This window comes from Polyangiaceae bacterium, from assembly GCA_020633205.1.
Lineage (GTDB): Bacteria > Myxococcota_A > Polyangia > Polyangiales > Polyangiaceae > JAHBVY01.
Genome location: JACKEB010000025.1, coordinates 1 through 21360, shown reverse-complemented (window position 1 = coordinate 21360; position 21360 = coordinate 1). Strand labels below are relative to the sequence as shown.

Sequence of the window (21360 nt, the reverse complement as noted above, 5' to 3'; positions counted from 1 at the left end):
TTACGATCCTTCGTCAATGCCACGCGGCAATGTACTTCGCCCAATGCGCGCACCGCCGAGCTCCCAGCACTCGACGCACGTCGCGCGGGCGAACCGCGCGTCGTGGGTGGCGAGCAGCAGAGCGCCGGGATAGCCAACCAGTGCAGCCTCGAGACGCTCGATGCTTGGTAGGTCGAGGTGGTTGGTCGGTTCGTCCAGAATCACCAGCCACACTCCGCGTGAGAGCCCGAGCGCAATCTGCAGCTTCTGAGCCTCCCCGGGAGACGGCCGCGCGGTGCGGATGAGTTGCTCTGGGTTGGTTCCCAGCGCGGCGACCAACTCGAACACGCGGCCCCGCTCCGCTGCCGGCAGCGCTCGGACGGCCTCTGCGCTGTCCATCGCCGCGGCCTCGTCCAGGTCTTGGGCAACATACAGGACCCGCTCCCTAGGCAAGCAGCAAGCAACGAGCAGCTCCTGGATCAGTGTCGATTTTCCGCTGCCATTGGGCCCTGAAAGCCAAACGCGGCTCTCGCGTTCCACGACCAGGGAGACGTCCTCAGCGATCACACGCTCACCTCTCGCGATGTGAGGCACGACCAATGAAACGAGGCGCGCCTTCGGACTTGCCTCGTAGTCGACGAAGAGCGCGCGACCGCGTTCCTTCTCGACCCGCAGCCTGTCGAGCTCCTCGCTGACGCGCTCGAGTTGAGTCCCGCTGGACGAGACCCGCGAAGATAGAGTCGCTGCCGCGCGTTCAGCGAGTCCCTTGCGCAAGGCTCCCCGGGCGTCGTTGTCCTTCGGCCCCTTCATTCGCGTACGCGCGCTGATCCCCCGCGCGGCCTGTTGAGCGACTTCGCGCTCACGCTGGACTCTGCCTTTCAGCTTGTGCTGCGCAGACCTGAGCTCGTGCCTTTGCGCCTGAAGAGCTGAGCGCTCAGCCGCGCGCAGCTCCGCAGCCTTCGTATATCCTCCAGGATACTCACGAAGCGATCCTCCTTCGAGCCACAGCACTGCGCAGCACAGCTCATCGAGTAACTCACGGTCATGGGAAACCATCACCACAGTCCCGCGATAGCCGCGCAGCGCGCTCTCGATCGCCCACCGACTCTCCGCGTCGATGTGGTTGCTCAGCTCATCGATCAGGAGCAAGGCTGGATCGCGGTGCAGAGCCGCTGCGAGCTGCCAGCGACGGCGCTCCCCTGGGCTAAGCGAAGCCCAGCGAGTCAGTTGCTCCGGCTCGAGCCCAAGGCGCTGTAGCCAGCGCAGGGCACCCCGATCGTAAACAGCTGCAAACGCTTCGACATCCCCTCCGGGAGCGTCCACTCGTTGCCCGCACAACGCCACGTCAGCAGGCGCTGGCCCCTGACGCACGCCAACGCTTGGAGCTAGCTGTCCGCCTAGCAGCCGCAACAGCGTCGACTTTCCCGCGCCGTTCGGCCCAACCACTCCCCAGATCCCAGAGGAGATTTCGACGTCAATTCCACCAAACAGCAGCTCGCCCTCGGCGAAACCAAAACCGACGTTCTTCAGACGTAACACACGCAAAGGCCTCCCGCGTGGAGGAAGCGCAGCGCTTTCCACGCGACAATGCGGCGAAAGGTCTGTCAGCGCACGTTTGGAGCGTCGTGAAGCCGCCACCAAGCTGACCCCTTCAAGAGGTCAGCACGAACTCGAGCCAGACGATCCGCAGCTTGGTCAGCATCGCGGAGCCCAAACGCAGCTAGAAACAAGGCGTTCAGCGCACCGGAACCAAAACAGCGGGCAGCTCAGTACTTCATTGGACGAGCAGAGTATGGCGACAGCGCTTGACCTCTGCAAGCCAAGACTTGGATTCGCCGACACTCGGCAGACGTCGTGACGTTGCGTCGACACTGTGAAGTGCGACGGGGGAGTCGAGACGCACACAGCAAACGGCTGTTCGCAAGCTGCCCGGCTGCCTACGCACTTCGGGACAGGCTTGCCCGCTCGGGCGCTGCAGTTCAGACGCGGCGGCTAGCGAGGGCTAGCATCGATCCTTGCCCCTATTCGCTCTTTGCGTGCGCGACGCGCGGATTCCTGCACAAGCTCTGTAGGCTCAAGACGCACAACGTTTCTGCGAGGTAACTCTTCGGAACACTCGTTGCAAGCTCGCCCGTGGGCATCGTCACAGAGGAGGGACCATGGGTAAGTCGGAGTTCGACGCATGCGTCGGCAAGGAACATTTTCGTCGCAAGGCCGAAGATGAGAGACTGTGGCCCATGCAAGCGTTGTCTTGGACGGCGGGGGTTGCCGTGCTGCTGACTCCCGCGCTCGCGCTAGCGGTAGAAGTTCCGCCCGGCAATGCTCCGCAGCAAGCACCCACAGCGACCCCCGGTGCGCCCGCCCCGGTGGTGCAAGGCGCGCCCCCGCCACCGCCGCCTACTAGTGAAGTGCACGTCGCGGAGCCGCCTCCACCAGAACCGCCGCCTCGCCGGCGGCACAGCTTCGATGCGCCCCCCGCCTCGACCGGCTTTCAGTTGTCCTTTGGCCTAGGGCTTAGCTTTCCGTACGGAGATGCAACCGGTGAGCCAGGAGACAGCCTTGGAGCACGCTACGCCTGGCAGTTGCCACTTCTATTCGGGCTCGGCGCCAAAGTCGCCGAAGAGTGGTACGTCGGGGGCTACCTGCAGTTTGGTTTTGGCAGCGAAGGGAGCGACCCGAAGGTCGAAGACGCGTGTGACGACAAGGACACCAACCTCGAGAACGACGTCTCCTGTTCCGTGCTGACGATTCGGCTCGGAGTCGAGGGCGTGTACTCGTTCGAACCAGCGGCCCGCTGGAACCCGTGGCTCGGCTACGGCCTGGGCATCGAGAGTGTCATCCAGACCATCGACGACCGCCCACAAAACCGTGAGGAGACGAACACCAGCACCGGTACCACCTACGCCAAGCTGAGCTTCGGCGCGGACTATCGAGCCAGCGTTGGCTTTGGTCCGGTCGTAGAGGTCGCCGCCACGCGCTTCCAGAAGACGACGACCGAGGTGAACGGCTACGAAGTGCACTCGGGTCCAGTGGATGATCCTGCGTGGCACACCTGGATCACCCTCGGCATTCGCATGGTGGTGCGCCCATGAATCGCCTCACCTGGTTGGGGCGCACGGCGCTCTTCGCGCTGGGCGCGCTTGTTTCAGCGTGCACGATTGACGCGACGGGCCTCAGCTACGCCAGCGTAACGCTCAGCGCGACGAACGTGGCCGGAGAGAGCACCCAGGGCAAGTGCACGACACTACCCATCCTGCGCGGTAGTCACGAACTGAACAACGTCGACTTCGATGGTCAATTCCAGGCGCGGGTGTTCGCCAGCTCAACGGACGTGGAGATCAGCTTCCGCGGCGTTCAAGACGCGGGCGCGCTGCGTCGCGTGCTGAGCGCCGAGGAGCTGGAAGGCGGCTACGCCGAGAGCCTCGACGTGGTCGCACAGAATGGCCAGACGTTCGAGGTCTTGATCAAGTCGGGGTGCTCCGAATGAAGCGCGCAACTCTGCTAACCCTGCTCGCCGCGGCGCTGTGCGCTCAGGCTTGCCTGAACACTGGCGATGACCGGGGACCAACGACGCAAGTTCACTTCGGACAGGGAGCGCGAGGTGGCAGCGGTGGAAGCGGCGCCGGCGGGAGCGGCGCCGGCGGGAGCGGCGGGAGCGGCTTCGATCCACCAGCAGCGAGCGGCATGTCTCCGACTTCGGGTGAGTACGGCAGTGTGGTGACCATTACCGGAAGCAACCTCGGCAGCAGCGCGCGCAGCGACGTGCAGCTCGTGTTGGGCGGTGGCGGAGAGGTCGTGCTCACTCCGACCGACTCAGACTTCGTGCACAGCTGGACGGAGGACCAAGTGAGCTTCCGCTTCGCGTTTCCGGCGGAGGGCGCCGTCGCCATCGAAACGCCTCAAGGCGCGGCGCTGGCGGGGGACTTTCAGCCCACTTGGTCCCCTGGTACACCCTACCCGATCGCGCCCGGAGCGAGCGTTGTCAGCAGCGTCGCGACCGGCAGCGGAGAACTCGCGGTAGTCATCGACACCACACCGCCCACGCTGAGTCGCTTCAGCGCGAGCGCTCACTCTGACGCAAACATCGCCGTGAGCGGCTACCGGAAAGAGACCTTGCGTCTTTACCTTGGGGAAACGCTCGAGGTCGTCGGCTTCGCGCTCAGTGACACCTCCCCCCCAGAAATCCTTCAGCTAGATCCCGATGGCAATGGGGGGCTCGTCGCGAACGCGACCGGGGTAACGGTCAGCGAGAGCTTCGTACTGGCGGGCGGTGCGAGCGGCGCGGTGGTGTGGTTCTCGGAGAACGACCAGTGGAGCCGAGCGAGGCCGAGCGCTGGTGCGTGGAGCATCGACAAGGGTCCCATCGCAGATCCGGATCCCAGCGCACCGGATCACGCGGCCGGCGCGACCAGCGACGGAACCTTGTGGATCGCGCACTCCGTGGACAGCGGCACGCTGCTCGACGACATGGAACGCCCGATGTGTCAGAAGCTTGGGCCAAGCGACACGAGCTTCGGCGGTTCGTTTGCGTGCGGAATCAGCATGGATGACTACATCACGAGCCTCGACTTCTCTGACCGGGGTCGTGGCACGGTGCTGCGTTATTGCGGCAGTGACGTAGACCCCTGGGGCCTGAGCAGCACGGACTACCTGTGCTACACAGCGCTGCTCACTCCAAACGGTAGCCCCAAGCTTTCGCTCCCCGACGAGAAGGACTCGAGCCGCTACGCGTTCACCGACAGCTTGGTCGTTGGGGGGATCTGTGACCGCGAGCTGGGCACGCAGCTGACAGCGGATCCTGGCAACAACCCGGGCGAGACGGCGCTCTGGCCGTGTCCCCAGCTCGACGCGCTGGAGGTCGACAGCAGTGGCGACTTTGCGCTGCTGGTGCGCCACGAAAACTCGCTGTACTTCCCAACGCGACAGACAATGCCCTAGCCGCTCGGGGCGCGGGGCTGGTGCGAGGCGGGGAGCGAATCTAGACTCCGCCTTGCCATGAACACGACCATCGTCGACTTCGAGCAGCACCGCCGCGGCTTGATGGGCCACTGCTACCGCATGTTGGGCTCCTCCGCGGACGCCGACGACGCGGTGCAAGAAACACTGGTGCGTGCATGGCGTCACCAGGCAACATTCGAGGGACGCGCGTCCGAGCGCACGTGGCTCTATCGCATCGCGACCAACGTGTGCCTGGATGCGATAGCCAAGCGGGGCCGCCGCCACCGTCCCATGGAGCTCGGTCCATCGGGGGACTTGCACAGCGAGCTCACGGAGCATCCTCGCACTCACTGGCTCGAACCAGTGCCCGACACCCAGGTGCTGCCTGAAGATGCGGATCCGTCGCGCCTCTTCAACCTGCGGGAGAGCGTGCGCTTGGCCTTCGTCGCGGCGCTTCAAGAGCTGCCCGCCAAGCAGCGCGCGGTGCTTCTCCTCACGGAAGTGGTTGGGCTCTCCGCGGCCGAAACGGCGAAGGCCCTCGAGCTGTCGGTCGCTGCAACCAACAGCGCGCTACAGCGAGCACGGGCGACCCTCGCGAGTCGGGACCTCAGCAGCCACGCCGCGCCCCTCGAGGAGACCAAGCAAGAGCTCTTGAAGCGCTATGTTGCGGCGTTCGAGCGCTACGACGTCGACGCGCTCACCGCCTTGATGCGGGAAGACGCAACGCTCTCCATGCCGCCCTTCGCGCTCTGGCTTGAAGGCACGGCGCGCATCAAGGACTGGTTCCTCGGCCCTGGCATTGGCTGCAAGGGCTCACGCCTGGTGGCGACCCAGGCGAACGGGCTGCCCGCGTTCGGCCAATACCGCGTCGACCCGAAAGGCGGCTGGTCTCCGTGGGCGCTGATCGTGCTCGAGTTCGATGGTGAGCGCATCAGCGCGAACAACGCGTTCCTGGACACCGCGACCTTGTTCCCACGCTTCGGGCTGCCGGATCACCTGAGCTAGTGTTCGGGACGGATTTTTTTGGGGGAGAGGGCCGATGAATCTGCGGTCTTCGCCCAGTCCAAGGTGCTGAGTGCTGCGCGATCTGCGCCGCAGCCCCCAAAAAGGAGTCCCCAAGACCATGTCCCGAATGATCTTCGTCAACCTGCCCGTGCGCGACCTGAAGCGCTCGATGGACTTCTTTGCGAAGCTCGGCTTCCAGTTCGACCCGAAGTTCACCGACGAGAAGGCCGCGAGCATGATCGTCAGCGAACAAGCGTTCGTGATGCTGCTGCGGCACGACTTCTTCAGCACCTTCACCAAGCGGTCGATCTGCGACACCAGCACCCACACCGAGGCGCTAGTCGGGCTCATGTGTGCGAGCCGCGCGGAAGTGGACGAGATGGTGCGCCGTGCCCTGGAGGCCGGAGGCACCCAGCCAGACCCGGCTCAAGATCACGGCTTCATGTACGGCTGCGGCTTCACCGATCTGGACGGCCACCACTGGGAAGCAGTGTGGATGGATCCTGCCGCCGCAGCATAGCGCTTTCGTCGCCTGAGCTTACGCCCCGGGGCTCTGTGCTCTATAGCCTCGGCATGGGGAAAAGCCGCGCTGCATCCAAGGCCAACTGGAACGCCTTGCGTCTGAAGCGTATCTACGAAGCGCCGAGTCCAGAGGACGGCCAGCGCGTGCTGGTCGACCGCCTGTGGCCCCGGGGGCTCAGTAAGGAGAAAGCGGAGCTGACAGTCTGGCTCCGCGACGCGTCGCCGAGCGACGCTCTCCGGCGCAAGGTGCATGCGGCACCCGAAGAGAACTGGGATAGTTTCCTCACGGAATACCGAAATGAGCTAAACTCTGAGAGGGCGCAAGCGGCACTTGCGGAGCTCGAGCGGTTGCTCACACAAGGTCCCGTCACGTTGCTCTACGCCGCGAAAGACGAAGCGCGCAACAACGCCGTGGCGCTGAAGTTGCTCCTTCAACGCTGAAGCTGAGTCGCGTTACTGCTGAAGCTCGACGGAGCCGATGTCCACCACGCCACCCGAGGGTCGTGGCATGCGGGCTTGATCCTCGGTGAGGGTCGATATGGGATCGCCGCCGTCGATGGCAGGGCTGCCGGTGAGCAAACGATGAGTCTGGGTAAGACCGAAGTTCAGCGCCAGACCGCTCAGCAACGGATCGAGCGGCGCACCATTCGTGCCGGTCTTGTCGGAAACGCCCCACGGACCGCCAACGGGAGCGACACCAATCAGATTGTAGCCGAGGCTCACGAAGCCGCTTCCGCCGGTAACGTCATTGCCGTTCTTGGCCACGATGCTGCCCGAGATGGTGCACGGGCTCAGGCGCGCGACGATACCGGCTCCGGTGTTGCTCACGATAGTGGAGTTCTCGACTGTCAGAGGGATGTCGCTGAAGATGCCGTCGCCGGTGTTGCCCGAGACCGTGCTGTTGCTCAGCAAGCCCGTGGGAGGCACCGTGTTGGCTACCAAGCGAATGCCAGCACCGGCATTGCCGGTGTTGCCGGAGACCGTTGACCGCACGAGGTGCAGGTACCCCGCAGAGTCGAGGTAGATCCCTCCGCCTTCACCGCTTGAGGTGTTACCCACCACAGCGCACTCCGTCATCGTCAGTCGCGTCCCTCCGGCGCGCACCCCGCCACCGTTGCTACCGCTGCCGTTCGTCACGGTCAGGCCGAAGAGCTCGATCGTGTTGGTTCCGAGGGACATGACGGGATGCGTCCCTCCTCCGTCTAGCACCGTGCGCCCCGCACCCATCCCGACCAGGGTGAGATTTTTCGCGATCGCGATCTGCGATCCGAGTTGAATCGTTTGCCCAGCGACGAAGCGATCGAACGTCACGAAGTCGCCGGATGCCGCCGCGGTGATCTTGGCACGCAACGAGTCCGCACCCGTGTCGTTGGCGTTCATCGCGACGTTGGCGTCCTTGTGGAACGCAAAAGCGCTCGTGCGGGTCGCCGTCAGCCCGCTCGAGTTTTGCACCACGACATCGGCCCAGCTGTTCACCGTACCCGTTGGCGCGAAGAAGGTGATCTCGGTAGGGCTGCGGAAGATCATCGTCGCCGCTGCGCCACCGATCGTGACGGTCGTGCTGGAGTCAAAGCCAACTCCAGAGATTGTCGCGTAGGTTCCACCAGAAGCGCGCCCCGCAGGCGGGAAGATGCAGCCGATGCCAGGTGCACCAGCAGCCGGCGTCGGCGTGATGTTGCACCAGCTCTTCAGCTTGCAGTTGGTGTCACAGGTTACGGTGTTGCCCGCGCGCCCTTCGGCGTTTCCGTCGCACTCCTCTTTGGTGAGATCCACCACGCCGTCGCCGCAGAACAACACCGGCCCGGTGCCGCCGGTGCCCGCTGTTCCAGCAGAGCCTCCAGTCGAGGCGCCGGCGGTACCGCCAGTGCCACCGCCCGTTCCTCCGGTGGTTCCGCCACTGCCGCCGACAGCACCACTGCCGCCGACAGCACCACTGCCGCCCACAGCACCACTGCCGCCCACAGCACCACTGCCGCCCACAGCACCACTGCCGCCCACAGCACCACTGCCACCCGTGCCGCCAGCAGCGCCCGTGCCGGCGCTGCCCCCGCTCGCGCCGGTACCCGCGGTTGCATTCCCCGCGGAACCACCCTCTCCGCCGTTCGCGGAGCCATCACCGGTTCCGGCGTCATCCCCCCCTCGCTTCTTCGTGGTGTCGTCATCAGAGCACGCCGCGGCGAGCACCCCGGTGACGCACAGGGCCAGGAACCAACGCGCCCGACCGGGCACGAGCAAGGAACGGAATGAGCTAGGCATGGGACATCGAAGGCTAACAGAAAGCCGGCCAAGCAACGGCCCCCGTCAGCGACCTGGAGCTCTCAACGACCACCTCACCCCACACCCCAACCCCTCGGAGGGTTCGCAGTTCCTACAAAAAGCGCCAACTCGCCCAGCGCCCACGCAGGCCCGGACTGAACCACAACGCCCAACTAAATCGTGCACGATATACTTGCGCACGATGTATTCGGTCCTAGAGTGTGCGAAGTCGCGCTGCGGCACTTCCGGCGCCGAGCGCCATTACCCCACAAGAATCCGAAGGAGCATTGTCATGTCTCAGCCTGCCATCCTCGAAAAGCGCCTCTACACCGCCCGTGCAACCGCCGTTGGAGGTCGCGAAGGCACAGCCAAGACCGACGACGGGGTCCTCGAGGTGACGCTGGTTCCGCCGAAGTCTTTGGGCGGGAAAGGCGAAGGCGGCACGAACCCGGAGCAGCTCTTCGCGACCGGCTACGCCGCATGCTTTGGGAGCGCGCTAGCCCATGTCGCGCGCCTGCAGAAAGTGGATCCGGGCCAAGTGAGCGTCACGGCGGAGGTCACCATCGGCCCCGTCGGCAAGGGCTTTGGTCTAGCCGTCGCGCTGAACGTGAGCCTGCCCGATCTTCCCCGAGAGCAAGCGGAAGCGCTGGTAGCTACCGCTCACGAAGTCTGCCCCTACTCCAACGCGACGCGGGGTAACATCGAGGTCACGCTCGCCGTGGTCTGAACATGTCTGACGTACTCCTCCTCGACTCCCAGCTGTGTTTCGCGCTCTACGCCGCCTCGCGCGCCGTCACGAGCGCCTACGCCCCGCACCTCAAGCAGCTGGGCCTTACGTATCCGCAGTACCTCGTGCTGCTGGTGCTGTGGGAGAGCGAAGGAGTCCGCGTGACCCAGCTTGGAGAGCGCCTGCATCTCGACTCGGCGACGCTGACCCCCTTGCTCAAGCGCATGGAGGCTCAGGGCGTCGTCGAGCGCAGGCGCAGTCAACAAGATGAGCGCGTGGTCGAGCTGTTTCTCACGCCCCATGGCAAGCGCCTCAAGAAGAAGGCGGAAGAAATCCCAACCAACGTCTTCAAAAACTCCGGGCTCAACCTCAAGCAAGCCCGCGAGCTTCGCACGAGCCTGCAGGCGCTCACTCAGCGCATGCGTACGGAGGGCTAGAGGCCGCGACCAGGGTTTAGGATCCCGAGTGGGTCGAACGCCTGCTTGATGCGCGCCATGAGCGCGCGTTCGCTGCTGCCGATCATGCGCGGGAGCTGCAGAACCTTGAGCGCGCCAACGCCGTGCTCCCCCGTGATGCTCCCCCCAACCTTGATGGCCTCATGCAGGATCTGATTGAAGGCGTCGTAGGCTCGCCGCTCGGACTCCGGGCTCTGCCCGTCAAACACGATCGTCGGGTGCAGGTTGCCGTCCCCGGCGTGTCCGAAGGTGCCGATCGTCAAACCAGTGGCCTCACTGATCGCCTCACAGCGCACCAGCATTTCCGTGAGGTTTTGCCGGGGGACGGCCACGTCGTCCAGCAACGTGGCTCCCAGGCGCTCGAGGGCAGGATATGCCAGGCTGCGCGCACGGAGCAGCAGGCGCCCTTCCTCGGCATCCGAACTCTGCATCACGTCGTAGGCGCGATGTTGCTCACACAGCGCCGCACAGCGTGAAACCTCCGCTGGCGCGTCGGACGCGTCGCTCTGCACCAGCACCATCGCCGCCGCGGTCGTATCGAGCTCGAGTTGCGCGTGGCGCTCCACGGCCGACAGGGTCGTGCGGTCCATGATCTCGATCAGCGACAGATCCAGAGACTGCATCGCCTCGATGGCAGCGCCCGCTGACTGCAGGCTCTGAAAGTAGGCAACCAACGTCGAAGCCGGGCGCGGCTTCGGCAGCAAGCGCAGCGTCGCCTCCACGATCACAGCCAGCGTGCCCTCGGAACCCACCAAGAGCCGCTTCAAATCGAGCCCAGCGACATTCTTCTGCGCGAGAGAGCCGACGCGGATCAAGGTTCCGTCTGCCAGCACCGCCTTCAGCGCCAGCACGTGGTCGCCGGTGACGCCATACTTCAAGCAACAGGCACCACCCGCGTTGGTCGCGATATTCCCCCCGATACTCGAGATTTCCCGGCTAGCGGGATCCGGCGCGTAGAACAGGCCATAGCCCAGCGCCTCCGCAGCCAGCTCGCCGTTCAGCACTCCGGGCTCTACGGTTGCGCTGCGGCCCACCGGGTCCACCCGCAAGATGCGGCGCATATCCGCGACGCTGAGCTGGATACACCCGTCGAGAGCATTCGCCCCACCCGAGAGCCCCGTCCCAGCACCGCGGGTTACCACGGGGATACGTCGTTCATGGGCGAAGCGCAGGGTCGCGATCACCTGCTCCACGCTACGCGCGCGCACCAGCGCCGCCGCCTCACCGGCGGGTACCAAGCGCGCGTGATCTCGCGCGTAGCTCTCCAGCACGTCGCGGTCACTGACGACAGCACCTTCAGGCAGCTGGCTCGCGAGGTCCGCCAGCCACGCGCTCACCGCGCCTCCTGGGTGCGCTTGCGTGCAGCGTAGAACGCCCGAATGTGCTCTTCCACCAAGCTCTTTGCGCGCTTGCTCTGGCCCCGCTCGACCGCTCGCAAGATCTCCGCGTGCTCGGTGGTGAGTTCACGCATCGTGCGCTCGGGCTTCGGCACCTGATGTAGCGCCTCCCCAAGATGAGCTGACACTGCGTCGCGCAGCACACCCATGACGAGACCATAAGCCTGATTCCCCGAGGCACCGACCAAGCTCTTGTGGAAGCTCAGGTCCGCGGCGCGAAACGCATCGACGTTGATATCCGGCGCGCCCATCGCTTCGACTGCTTCGCGCGCCGCCAAGAGCGCCGTCTCCTCGCGCACCAGCGCAGCCTGCTCGAGAGCCGCACCTTCAATCACCACGCGAAGCTCCACCAAGTCCGCGAGGGGCACGCCGCCGAGGCGCAGGACGCTCTCCATCGCCAAGGCAGCGCTGCTCATCACATACTCCCCCGTGACTCGGGGTCGCTGAGTGGAGACGGTGTCCCCACCGGAGATCAAGCCCTGCGCTTGCAAGATGCGCAGCGCCTCGCGCACCGTGGACCGGCTCACACCGAGCTGAATCGTCAGCTCCTTTTCGCTGGGCAGCTCGGTGCCCACGGCAATTTGACCAGACACGATCGCCTCGCGCAGTTGCCGCGCGACCAGCACCGAGAGCGGCGCTCGCTCGGTGACCTGGAAGGTGAACGGAGTGGCAGTCGTCTCGGCATCGCCCTCAATATCCCTGGTCTTCGCCACCTGCTCTTTTTAGCAGGTTGACCGCTTGTCTGACAAGCTGATAAGTTCTCCGGGACGTTGCGAGTCGGCTTCGGGGAGCCGTCCGCCTCGCTTCGCAGCGTGACTTTTCACGCGGAAAAGGAGCAAGGAATGAAGCTGGATCCGAAGACGACGGCCATCGTGCTGATCGAGTACCAGAACGAGTTCACGTCAGACGGTGGTGTGCTGCATGGCGCCGTCGCCGGAGTGATGGACAAGACGAACATGCTCGCCAACACGGTCAAGCTGGTGGACGAAGCCCGCAAGAAGGGCGCAACCATCATGCACGCGCCGATCACCTTCGCCCCCGGCTACGGCGAGCTCACCCGCCACCCCTACGGCATCCTCAAGGGCGTCGTCGACGGCAAGTGCTTCGTGAAGGGCACCTGGGGCGCAGAAATCGTGGACGACCTCAAGCCTCAAGAAGGTGACATCGTGATCGAGGGCAAGCGTGGCCTGGACACCTTCGCCAGCACCAACATCGACTTCATCCTGCGCAGCAAGGGGATCCAGACGGTGGTGCTGGGTGGCTTTCTGACCAATTGCTGTGTGGAATCGACCATGCGCACGGCGTATGAACACGGCTTCGAGGTGATCACGCTGGTGGACTGCACCGCAGCCACCTCGCAAGAGGAGTACGAGAATGCGCTGAAGTACGACTTTCAGATGTTCTCGAAGCCGATGCCTTCAAGCGAGCTCCTGGCTCATCTCGGCTGACCCGCGGCTACTGCGGCGCTAGCGCGGTCCCAAGCTGACGAGCTTCACCAGCTCATCCGCGTCCAGCGTCGCCACCCGTTCGCTGCCATCGAGCAGGGCCGCCGCGAGTTCACGTTTCCGCGCGTGAAGCTCCGTGACGCTCTGCTCGATGCTGTGCTTCATCAGCAAGCGATACACCGTGACCGGCTTCTCCTGCCCGATGCGGTGCGCTCGATCCGTGGCCTGCGCCTCCACCGCTGGGTTCCACCAGGGGTCCAGGTGGATGACGTAGTCCGCCGCCGTGAGGTTCAGGCCGAAGCCACCTGCCTTGAGGCTGATCAGGAAGAGCGGCGCGCTGCCGGACTGAAAGGCGTCGACTCGACGCTGGCGCGAAGCCTTGGGCACCGAGCCGTCGAGGTACTCGTAGCTCAGACGACGCTCCTCCAGCTGTTCCCGCACCAGCGCGAGGAAGTCTACGAATTGACTGAACACCAGGGCGCGATGCCCGTTCTCCGCTAGCTCTTCCGCCAGATCGAGGAACGCATCGATCTTCGAGCACTCGTAGGGTGCATCCGGGAAGACCAGGCGCGGATGACAACAGAAGCGCCTGAGCCGGGTTATCTCCGCGAGGATCTCGAGCTTGTTGTCGCGCTTGCCCGCAAAGGTGAAGAGCTTCTCGTGAACCTGTTTGCGCAAGAGCCCATAGCGCATCATCTCCGCTTCGGAGAAGCGCACTTCGTGCAAAATGTCCGTGATGGGCGGGAGCTCCTTCAACACCTCTGCCTTGCGACGCCGCAGGATGTACGGCTCCAGGCGTTGACGTAGCTCGACGCGCGCCTCTTCGTCTTGATCCTGCTCGATGGGCCGCAAAAACTCCCGGCGGAAATTCTTCCACTCTCCAAGCAGGCCCGGGTTCAAGAAGCGGAAGATGCTCCACACGTCCCCCAAGTGGTTCTCAAGGGGCGTCCCCGTCGCGACGATGCGCACGTCAGCCTTCAAGCCGAACGCCGCCTTGGCACGCAGCGAGGTCGCGTTCTTGATGAACTGGGCCTCATCGAGCACCACCGTGTCCCACTCCACTTCGCCGAGCTGCTCCGCGTCCTGTTGCAGCAACCCGTAGCTCGCGATGACAACGCCTGGCCCCTTCTCGAGAAAGCGCTTGAGTTGTTGGCGCCGCGCCTTGCTGAGATACTCCATCACCCGCAGCTCCGGCGCGAAGCGATTGAGTTCGTTCACCCAGTTCACGCACACCGAGGTGGGGGCGACGACCAGCGTAGGGCGCCTGCGTTGCAGCAACAGGCCAATGATCTGCAGCGTCTTGCCCAAGCCCATGTCGTCCGCCAGGCAGGCGCCGAGACCCAGCTCCGCCAAGCGACTCAGCCACACATAGCCCGCGCGCTGATACTCCCGCAGCTCCGCGTTGAGCCCGGCAGGCACAGCGTGCCCTTCAGTCAGCGCGATCTGCACTCGCTCGAGCCAGTCCCTCACCTCTGCGTCCACCTCGAAGCCGCTGTCGGGATCTGCCAAATGGCGCAGCGTGCTCAAAGCGCCCCGATACACCTGGAAAGCGCCTCCGGGGACTTCGGGGTCCTTGCCAGCTTTCTTGGGGGTGAGGGAAGCGCTTTTCAGTGCCGCGAGGATACGTCTGACCTTCTCCTCGACCTCGACGTAGTCCCCAGTGTCGAGGCGCACAAAGCGCCCAAGGCCAATCGGCGACGCCCTGGTGAGCGCCTCCAGCGCCACTTGATCGACGTCGCTCAGCTTCACTTCGCCCTGTGCGAGGTACCAGCCCTTGATGCACCGCAGCTGCCCCTTCAGGCTGAGTGAGGAGGCAGTGCCACGCAGGCGAAGGCCGCCGCGCTCCGGCCACTCAAAGCGATGGGCGACGCCGCAGCGCGAGAGATCGCTGAGCAAGCAAAGCAGGCCCTCTTCCCCGAGCACCCAGCTGTCCGGCGGATCCAACGGACTGCGCACCTCGTCGTCGACCAACGGCAGCGACGGACACACAGCGATCAGCGCGTCGGTGCGCTCTCGCTCGTCACGTAGGTTCCGTAAGGATCTCAAACGGCGTCCAGCATGGAACGCCTTGATACGCGGTGTCCCCTCACCCGCCACGAAGAAGCGTCCCCCATCGCTGAACGGCCGCACACCGAACTGCACGAGCCAGGCGCCCGCGTGGAGCGCCGCGCGCACCACCGGGGTGGAGTCGGCCTCGACCTCTTGCTCGACGCCTAGCTCCGGACTCACGACGTCCACGCTCATCGAGAGCTTGCTGAGCACCTCGAGTAGCGCCGCTTCTTGCGCCTTGGGGATGCGCACACCGTGAGGCAGCGCGTCCATCACGCGCCCCATGTCCTCGTTCACCCGATACACGCGCAAGCGGTCTTCCGCTTCGACGCTGACGTTGACCCCCACCTCAGCGCCTTGGGGCTCCGCGGTGATCTGGATGTAGCCACTCTGCTCGTGGGTCTCGATGCGCGCGCGCCCCGGCAGGACACTCACCGGGAGCATGGCTCGCGCGCCGTTGAACACTCGTGGGTGACCAATCAGCGCCTCCGCGGCTTCCGCTGTCGGCTCCCGCTGACCACCAGGCAACTCGCGGGAGCACTCGACCACGCGCTGGTCCTCAACGGGCAGCTTGCTGCGATAGTCGTAGAGCTCCGCCCAGCTCATGCGGCGACCCTGGGTCCAAGTCCCCATATCCCCACGGAACTCTTGAAGTGCGGGGCGCGCGAGCTCACCGTCAGCCATGTCCACGAACCAAGCGACTCGATACTGCCGCTCAGTCGTCTTTTGCAGCTGCTCCGAGACCTGACCGAGGCGCTGCAGCGCCTTCTCCCACTCGGACTTGACGCTGATCCCCGACCACAAGAACAGCTCGCCGGGGCGCTCGACGTCTTCCCACAACAGCTCGTGACGCCGCAGTTCGTCGCTGGCCTGTGCTTCGTCGAAGCGCCGCGCAAGGCCGAAGCCTTGGCGGGCAATCCACGTGTACCCAGCGGCGCGCCACATCAGAGCCGCCTGCACCAACTGCACCGCCCACGCCGCACGGGTCACCGGTTGCTCCGTGTGGAGCTCCACGGCGACACCGGAAAGCAACAGCTCCCAAAAGCTCCCGCTGCGTGCGAGCGCATACACGTCAACGCGGCGCTGCTTGATGTCCGGCTCCGTGAGAAAGCCGAGCAGCGCCTTGAAAGCCCTGCTCGCGGCTTTCAAGTCCGAGCGCTTTCCCGAACCGACCAGACGTCGCGCCTCAGCAAATGCCTCAGGCGTACCTAGCCCAACTCGAAGCAACGCAGGCACGACGACCAGACACCCCGCCTCGACCGCGTTCGGCTTCTTCTTGCTGTCGAAGAGCAACTCCAAGAGCGCCGCGACACGCCCGCTGTCGCCACGGATGAAACTCTCGCAGGCATCGAAGATCACCCGCGCGGTGGGCGACAGCTCCCGCGAGAGGCGCTTCAGTCCCTCGACGTCGCCACGCAAGGCAGCCTGCTCGAGCCACAGCGCCAGCGTACGTTGCCGCGAGGCAGCGTCCCGCTGCTGAGTCGCCGCTTCAACGAACCAGCGCTCGAGTCCTCCTAGCGGCTCGAGTCGGCCGACGCTCTCGCGGACGATGCGCTCGGCGATGTCCAGCGCACCCTCACCCCAAACCCCGGAAAACCACTCGGCGTCGAACGCCTCACAGACGGATTCTCGGATCCAGGCGTCGGGGCTGCGCACCAATCCACGTAGCCCCGTGGGTTGAGAGGCGCTGAGCTTGGTGAAGGCGTTCAAGTCCCCGAGCTGCAACGCCAGCTCGAGGGGTGCCTGGGAGCGTGTTCCGACCAGGCGATGGCAGTCGCGCACCAACGGATCGAGCTCCCCGCTGCGGCCGAGCTCGCGGATCACCAGCTGACGCAGTCCACCGGCGATCGCCAAGCCGTGCTGCCCGCGTCCCAGGCGGGAGAACTTCATGTCCGTGTTCAGCAGGCCGCGCTTGAGCGCTTCCCTGGAGAAGCTAGCGAACGTGGCAGGCTTGTCCGTGAGCTGGAGTAGAACATCGTTCGAGAGCGCACTCTCGAGGGCCAACGCCCCGAGCAGTCGAAAGCCTCCCGCGCCGAGCTGGCTGCGTAAGGCTCGGACCTTGTTGGGGTTCGCTGCGCGGCTCTGAGCGCGGGGGTCGTCGGTGCCAAGCACGTCGCTCGGGACTATGCCTCAGACGATTGCGCGACGCATCAACCACGACTGCGGTGGCGGCGCGATCTGACAAGCAACGTCAGTGAAAAACAAGCTATGAAGGCATATGGCTCGTCGCGCTTCGCACTCCCCCACCGCCCTAGCCAAGACCCCGTTGCTGCTGCTCGGCTGCCTCGCCCTAGTCGGCTGCGGCAGCGACGACGACGCTAGCAGCTCTGGGCGCGACTTCGGCGGCTTCGACGCTGCCATCCAGAGTTTCCTTCAGGAAAATAATCTAAACGGCGCGAGCGTGGTGGTCGTCAGCCGTGACGAAGGCATCGTCCACGTCAAAGAGCTGGGCGAGTTCCAGGAGGACCGCATCTCCTTGATCGCGTCTTCCAGCAAGGTGATGAGCGCGGGCGTGCTCGTGCATTTGGCGGACGCGGGCTTGCTCGATCTCGACGCGCCGGTGTCGGACTACCTGGGGGACTGGGGAGAGTTCAAGACCAACCGCAGCGTGGCGCAGATGCTCTCCAACAGCGCGGGCATGGTGGGCCTGATCGATGACCCGCTCTACGGACCCTATCTGTGCCAGTATCTCGACGTCGGGACACTCAGCGACTGCGCGAAGAAGATCTACACCGCCGACGACACCGCTGATTTGATCCCTCCGGATACGGAATTTCACTACGGCGGCGGGCAGTGGCAGCTCGCGGGCGGTGTCGCGGAGGTGGTCAGCGGCAAGAGCTGGGACACGCTGATCGACGAAATCTACGTGAAGCCCTGCGGCCTCGAGTCCACCGGCTACAACAACCACTACAGCAAGGGCTTTGCCAGCGGCGGCGTGGACGGCGCCCTCACCTACCCAGACTTCTTCCAGGGCGACCTGGCTAACCTCGGGGAAACACAGAACCCCAGCATCGAAGGCGGCGCGTACACCACCGCAACCGACTACGGGAAGATCCTCTGGATGCACCTATCTGGCGGCCGGTGCGGAGAGACCCAAGTGCTGAGCGAAGCCGGCGTCGCGAGGATGCAACACGACCGCATCGGCGAGGAGTACGGCGGCTCTTCCCTCGACCCGACCCTACCCGGCTACGGATTCGGCTGGTGGGTTAGCCGTACGGAACCGGTCGTGGCTGACCCTGGAGCGTACGGCGCAACGCCTTGGCTCGACAACGATCGCGGCTACGCAGCGATGGTGATCCTCGAAGCCAAGGCGGAGCTCGGGGTGAACCTGCGAATTCAGACGAAGCCCATCCTGGACGAGCTGTTCCCGCTTCCGCAGGATTGAAGGCTCACTCCGCCTTCTTTTGCTTGGCCTTCTTTTACTCGGCCTTCTTTTCCTCTTCCTTCTTCTCTTCGTCCTGCTTGTCGCCCTCGGCCTTTTCGCCTTTGGCCTTGTCGCCTTCGGCCTTCTCCTCGGCAGGCTTGTCCGCGGCCTTCTCCGCGGGCTTGTCGGCGGCGGCGGGGACTTCCTTGCCGTCCTTGCCCGCCTCGGGCTTCGTTTCGTCGCAGGCGACACAGAGGAGCGGGATGGCGAGCAACGCAATGCTGAGCTTGATCATGAGAGTTCTCCTTATGGCCGCGCATCGGTGGAGCAGCGCATCACAACGCGCCAAGCGGCCTCACTCAGGATCTAACAGCGGCTCGTTTCCGCCCGAAAAAGAAACGCGCGGCGTCACGATCATTTCGTCGTTCTGACGCAGTGGCGAAACCTCACGCATCAACTTGGCGGCGAAGCTATCGAAGCCTAACTGAGCGTCCCACAATCACGCTGTGACGACACGGTGTTCGATGAGTGACTCTCCCATGGACACCACCATCTCTTCGAGGCCACGCGGGTGCCAATCAAGCACGGTCTTGATCTGAGTGGTGTCGAGATCCTGTCTCTTTCCAAGCTCCTGCACTGCGAGCGCGGCCGTCTTGTCGAAGACCGCCACCACCCGCAGGAGCCAACCAGGCACACGTCGCGTTGGGATCTTGTAGCCACGATCCCCAAAATGACGCTCGAGGATCTTCGCGACGTCGAGCATCGACGCGTGTTGCACCGAAGCGACGAAGCGTTTCCCTACGGCGTCCTGTTTCAGCATGGCTGACAGGTGAGCCGCCGCCACATCCCGCACATCGACCATGGCCCAGCCGATGTCCGGGCAGCCCGGCATCTCGCGCGCCATCAGCTTGCGCACCACCTCACCGGAGGTGCCGTAGTCGCTGTCGAGTACCGGCCCGAGTACTAGCCCGGGATTGATGGTGCAGAACTCGAGGCGTTGTTCAGCGGGGAAGCTCTCGACGAGGTCCCAGGCGGCGCGCTCGGCGATGGTCTTGCTCTGTTCGTAGGCGCCGACGTCTTTGCTTAGGATCGACCAGTGGCTCTCGTCATAAGTCTCTGAGCCATCGCGCTTGTGGCCATACAGCACCGCAGCAACGGAAGACGTCATCACCAAGCGCTTCACCCCCACTGCCTGTGCCGCACGGATCACCCGCAGGGCTCCGTCTCGGGCGGGGACGATCAGCTCATCCGCGTGCTTCGGCGGCGTGCGCGGTAGCGGCGAGGCGACGTGGAGCACGTAACGGATCCCCTGCATCGCTTCATCCCAGCCAGCGTCCTGAGTCAGGTCGGCAGCGGCGAAGGAGAGCCGCGAGGTGTCCGCTCCGTGGGCCTTCAGCGCGGCTTCGACCTGCGCCGTTCGCTTCATGCTGCGCACGGTGCCGCGCACCTGATAGCCCGCCTCGAGCAGTTGAAGGATGCAGTGCATGGCGATGAAGCCCGATGCACCGGTAACCAGAACCTGGGTGTTTGCCGCGTCCGATGTCATGCCCGGGATATGGGAGACCACTGGTCTCTTGTAAATCCTCCACCGAGAAGAAACCTTGCGTTTAGCATCAATTTAGCTAGATTTTGCTGGTACCAGTGGTCACTAAAGAAGCATTCACCCGCGCCCGGGCGCCAGCGCAACGGGAGCAGCGCCGTCAGGAGCTACTCAGCGCGGCGCGGCGCCTGCTGGACGCAGGCGGGCTCGAGGCAGTGGGACTCAACGCCATCGCGCGCGAAGCAGGCATCGCCAAGAGCAACTGCTACCGCTACTTCGAGAGCCGCGAGCAGATCCTGCTCACGCTGCTGACCGAAGACGAAGCGGAGTGGGTTGCGAAACTCGAGCTCGAGCTGGCTCCTCTAGCCGGTACGAACGACGTGGAGCGCGTGGCAGCAATCATCGCGGGTACATTGGCTGCGGAGCCTCGGCTGTGCCTGCTGACCAGCGTCGTCGCCGGGGTGCTCGAGCAGAACGTCTCCGAAGAGACGGCACGCGGCTTCAAGCAAGAGGTACGCGCGCTCGCGCTACGCATCGCCAACGCGCTCTTCACGGCCATCCCGCAACTCCCCACTGAGCGCATCATGGCCATCCAGCGCTACGTCCACGCCCTCATCGCCGGCATGTGGCCGATGGCGCACCCCTCCAAAGCCATGCAGTGCGTGCTAGCGGCCGAGGAGTTCGAACACTTCCGCACGGATTTTGAAGCCGACCTCCGAGGCAGCCTGACAGCGTTGTTCCGGGGCAGCCTGAGCGACTAGACGGCACTGCGCGATTCGTCTGTTCACCGCCAAGTTTCCATTTTTTGGGGGGAGGTCGGGCTCACAGACGCCTTGCTGCTTCGTTGGATCAACTGCAGACGCTGCGTGCTCGGGATTGAACCGCCAAGGACGCCAAGGACGCCAAGATTTTTTGGGATGCGCATACGGCTGTTCGTTTGGGGGCAGCTCACGGCGCCTCCTTCCTTCGTTTCAGCGTGGCGCGAGCCCAATCGATCGCCATGGTGAACGATGTGAAAGTCGAGGGTGAGCCGACAACACGTCGGCGCACCCCTCCGTTCACTTGATGGCTAGCCGGTGAAGCGTCCCGATGATGCGATTGAAGCGCTTGCGCAGCGGGCCATTCACGGGGCGAACGTGGCCCAGCGCAGCCGCAACCTCGAGACAGGCGAGCGCTTCGCGCGCAGAGCCCATCGCGCTGTGAAAGCGCGCCGCTTGATTGCGCCCACGGCTGTAGGAACCCTCTGCCACGTTGAGCGCGATAGAGGATTGAGCGCGCTTCAGCTGCCGCCCCAGGTCTGGATCCTCGCGGCAAATGCGCTCTGACAGCGGCTGAATCAGGGTGATGGTTTCGAGAATGAATGGATAGATTTCGAGCATCGGGTGACTCCTTTCGATCACCCGATCACCACGCCGGCGAGTCGCAGGCGAGGGCGCCTCCCAAACAAGAGCCAGGTTGCGAGCGCAGCGAGCACCGGGCGCAGCCCGGCCCCGACCTGGACAGCGCCGAGCACGCCGGCAAGATTGGGAGTGAGCGAACGAGTTCAAGTTCGGGTTCGAGCCGGAGTTAGAGTTGGAGTTGGAGTTGGAGTTGGAGTCTGGAAAAATCCGCACGGCAACTGCCGGGCGAGGCGAAGCCAATGCCCGGCCAAGCCTAACGAACTGCCGGCCAGGCGAAGCCGAC

General features: G+C 64.6%; 19 protein-coding genes. 11 read left to right on the top strand and 8 right to left on the bottom strand.

Features of this window, described 5'->3' with window-relative positions; genetic code table 11:
* The gene (locus H6718_35385) at positions 1-1518 is read right to left on the bottom strand and encodes an ABC-F family ATP-binding cassette domain-containing protein (GenBank protein ID MCB9590745.1); all 1518 of its coding nucleotides are present in this window, start codon (positions 1516-1518) and stop codon (positions 1-3) included.
* Positions 1519-2138: 620 nt separating this feature from the next.
* Here H6718_35385 and H6718_35380 point away from each other — a divergent pair.
* From H6718_35380 to H6718_35355, 6 genes are all read left to right on the top strand, one after another.
* Complete coding sequence (locus tag H6718_35380) at positions 2139-3071, top strand: hypothetical protein (protein MCB9590744.1); 933 nt, start codon at positions 2139-2141, stop codon at positions 3069-3071.
* Positions 3068-3466, top strand: a complete 399-nt coding sequence (locus tag H6718_35375; GenBank protein ID MCB9590743.1) for a hypothetical protein — start codon at positions 3068-3070, stop codon at positions 3464-3466. The genes H6718_35380 and H6718_35375 overlap by 4 nt, the downstream gene beginning before the upstream one ends.
* Entirely contained in the window at positions 3463-4917 is a 1455-nt protein-coding gene (locus H6718_35370) for an IPT/TIG domain-containing protein (GenBank protein MCB9590742.1), read from the top strand. The genes H6718_35375 and H6718_35370 overlap by 4 nt, the downstream gene beginning before the upstream one ends.
* A gap of 57 nt (positions 4918-4974) precedes the next feature.
* Positions 4975-5922, top strand: a complete 948-nt coding sequence (locus H6718_35365) for a sigma-70 family RNA polymerase sigma factor (GenBank protein ID MCB9590741.1) — start codon at positions 4975-4977, stop codon at positions 5920-5922.
* Between the two features lie 118 nt (positions 5923-6040).
* Positions 6041-6442: a VOC family protein gene (locus tag H6718_35360; GenBank protein MCB9590740.1), complete on the top strand. Its 402-nt coding sequence runs from the start codon at positions 6041-6043 to the stop codon at positions 6440-6442.
* A gap of 53 nt (positions 6443-6495) precedes the next feature.
* A complete protein-coding gene (locus tag H6718_35355; protein ID MCB9590739.1) occupies positions 6496-6885 on the top strand; it encodes a DUF488 family protein in 390 nt (129 codons plus the stop codon).
* A gap of 12 nt (positions 6886-6897) precedes the next feature.
* Here H6718_35355 and H6718_35350 read toward each other — a convergent pair whose 3' ends face one another.
* Positions 6898-8700: an IPT/TIG domain-containing protein gene (locus tag H6718_35350; protein ID MCB9590738.1), complete on the bottom strand. Its 1803-nt coding sequence runs from the start codon at positions 8698-8700 to the stop codon at positions 6898-6900.
* Between the two features lie 292 nt (positions 8701-8992).
* Here H6718_35350 and H6718_35345 point away from each other — a divergent pair, with 292 nt between their 5' ends.
* Both H6718_35345 and H6718_35340 read left to right on the top strand, forming a co-directional pair.
* Complete coding sequence (locus H6718_35345) at positions 8993-9427, top strand: organic hydroperoxide resistance protein (GenBank protein MCB9590737.1); 435 nt, start codon at positions 8993-8995, stop codon at positions 9425-9427.
* 2 nt (positions 9428-9429) lie between these two features.
* On the top strand, positions 9430-9864 hold the full coding sequence (locus tag H6718_35340; protein MCB9590736.1) for a MarR family transcriptional regulator: 435 nt from the start codon (positions 9430-9432) through the stop codon (positions 9862-9864).
* On the opposite strand, the gene H6718_35335 is transcribed toward H6718_35340, so the two are convergent.
* The gene (locus H6718_35335) at positions 9861-11219 is read right to left on the bottom strand and encodes an FAD-binding protein (protein MCB9590735.1); all 1359 of its coding nucleotides are present in this window, start codon (positions 11217-11219) and stop codon (positions 9861-9863) included. The two genes, H6718_35340 and H6718_35335, sit on opposite strands and share 4 nt — an antisense overlap.
* Positions 11216-11974, bottom strand: coding sequence for a FadR family transcriptional regulator (locus H6718_35330; protein MCB9590734.1), 759 nt, complete (start codon positions 11972-11974; stop codon positions 11216-11218). Before H6718_35330 ends, H6718_35335 begins: the two co-directional genes overlap by 4 nt.
* Before the next feature lie 147 nt (positions 11975-12121).
* Here H6718_35330 and H6718_35325 point away from each other — a divergent pair, with 147 nt between their 5' ends.
* Positions 12122-12727, top strand: a complete 606-nt coding sequence (locus H6718_35325; protein ID MCB9590733.1) for a cysteine hydrolase — start codon at positions 12122-12124, stop codon at positions 12725-12727.
* Positions 12728-12745: 18 nt separating this feature from the next.
* On the opposite strand, the gene H6718_35320 is transcribed toward H6718_35325, so the two are convergent.
* A complete protein-coding gene (locus H6718_35320; protein ID MCB9590732.1) occupies positions 12746-16885 on the bottom strand; it encodes a DEAD/DEAH box helicase in 4140 nt (1379 codons plus the stop codon).
* Between the two features lie 106 nt (positions 16886-16991).
* Between H6718_35320 and H6718_35315 the strand changes: the two genes are divergently transcribed.
* Positions 16992-18158 (top strand): serine hydrolase, encoded by a 1167-nt coding sequence (locus H6718_35315; GenBank protein ID MCB9590731.1) that lies wholly within the window; start codon positions 16992-16994, stop codon positions 18156-18158.
* Positions 18159-18192: 34 nt separating this feature from the next.
* Here the strand turns inward: H6718_35315 and H6718_35310 are convergent, their stop codons facing one another.
* Positions 18193-18432, bottom strand: a complete 240-nt coding sequence (locus H6718_35310; GenBank protein MCB9590730.1) for a hypothetical protein — start codon at positions 18430-18432, stop codon at positions 18193-18195.
* A 204-nt stretch (positions 18433-18636) separates the two neighbouring features.
* Positions 18637-19683 (bottom strand): aldehyde reductase, encoded by a 1047-nt coding sequence (locus H6718_35305; protein ID MCB9590729.1) that lies wholly within the window; start codon positions 19681-19683, stop codon positions 18637-18639.
* Positions 19684-19778: 95 nt separating this feature from the next.
* On the opposite strand from H6718_35305, the gene H6718_35300 reads away from it, so the two are divergent.
* Positions 19779-20438, top strand: a complete 660-nt coding sequence (locus tag H6718_35300; protein MCB9590728.1) for a TetR family transcriptional regulator — start codon at positions 19779-19781, stop codon at positions 20436-20438.
* A 297-nt stretch (positions 20439-20735) separates the two neighbouring features.
* Here H6718_35300 and H6718_35295 read toward each other — a convergent pair whose 3' ends face one another.
* Positions 20736-21056, bottom strand: coding sequence for a four helix bundle protein (locus H6718_35295; protein ID MCB9590727.1), 321 nt, complete (start codon positions 21054-21056; stop codon positions 20736-20738).
* Positions 21057-21360 lie beyond the last annotated feature (304 nt).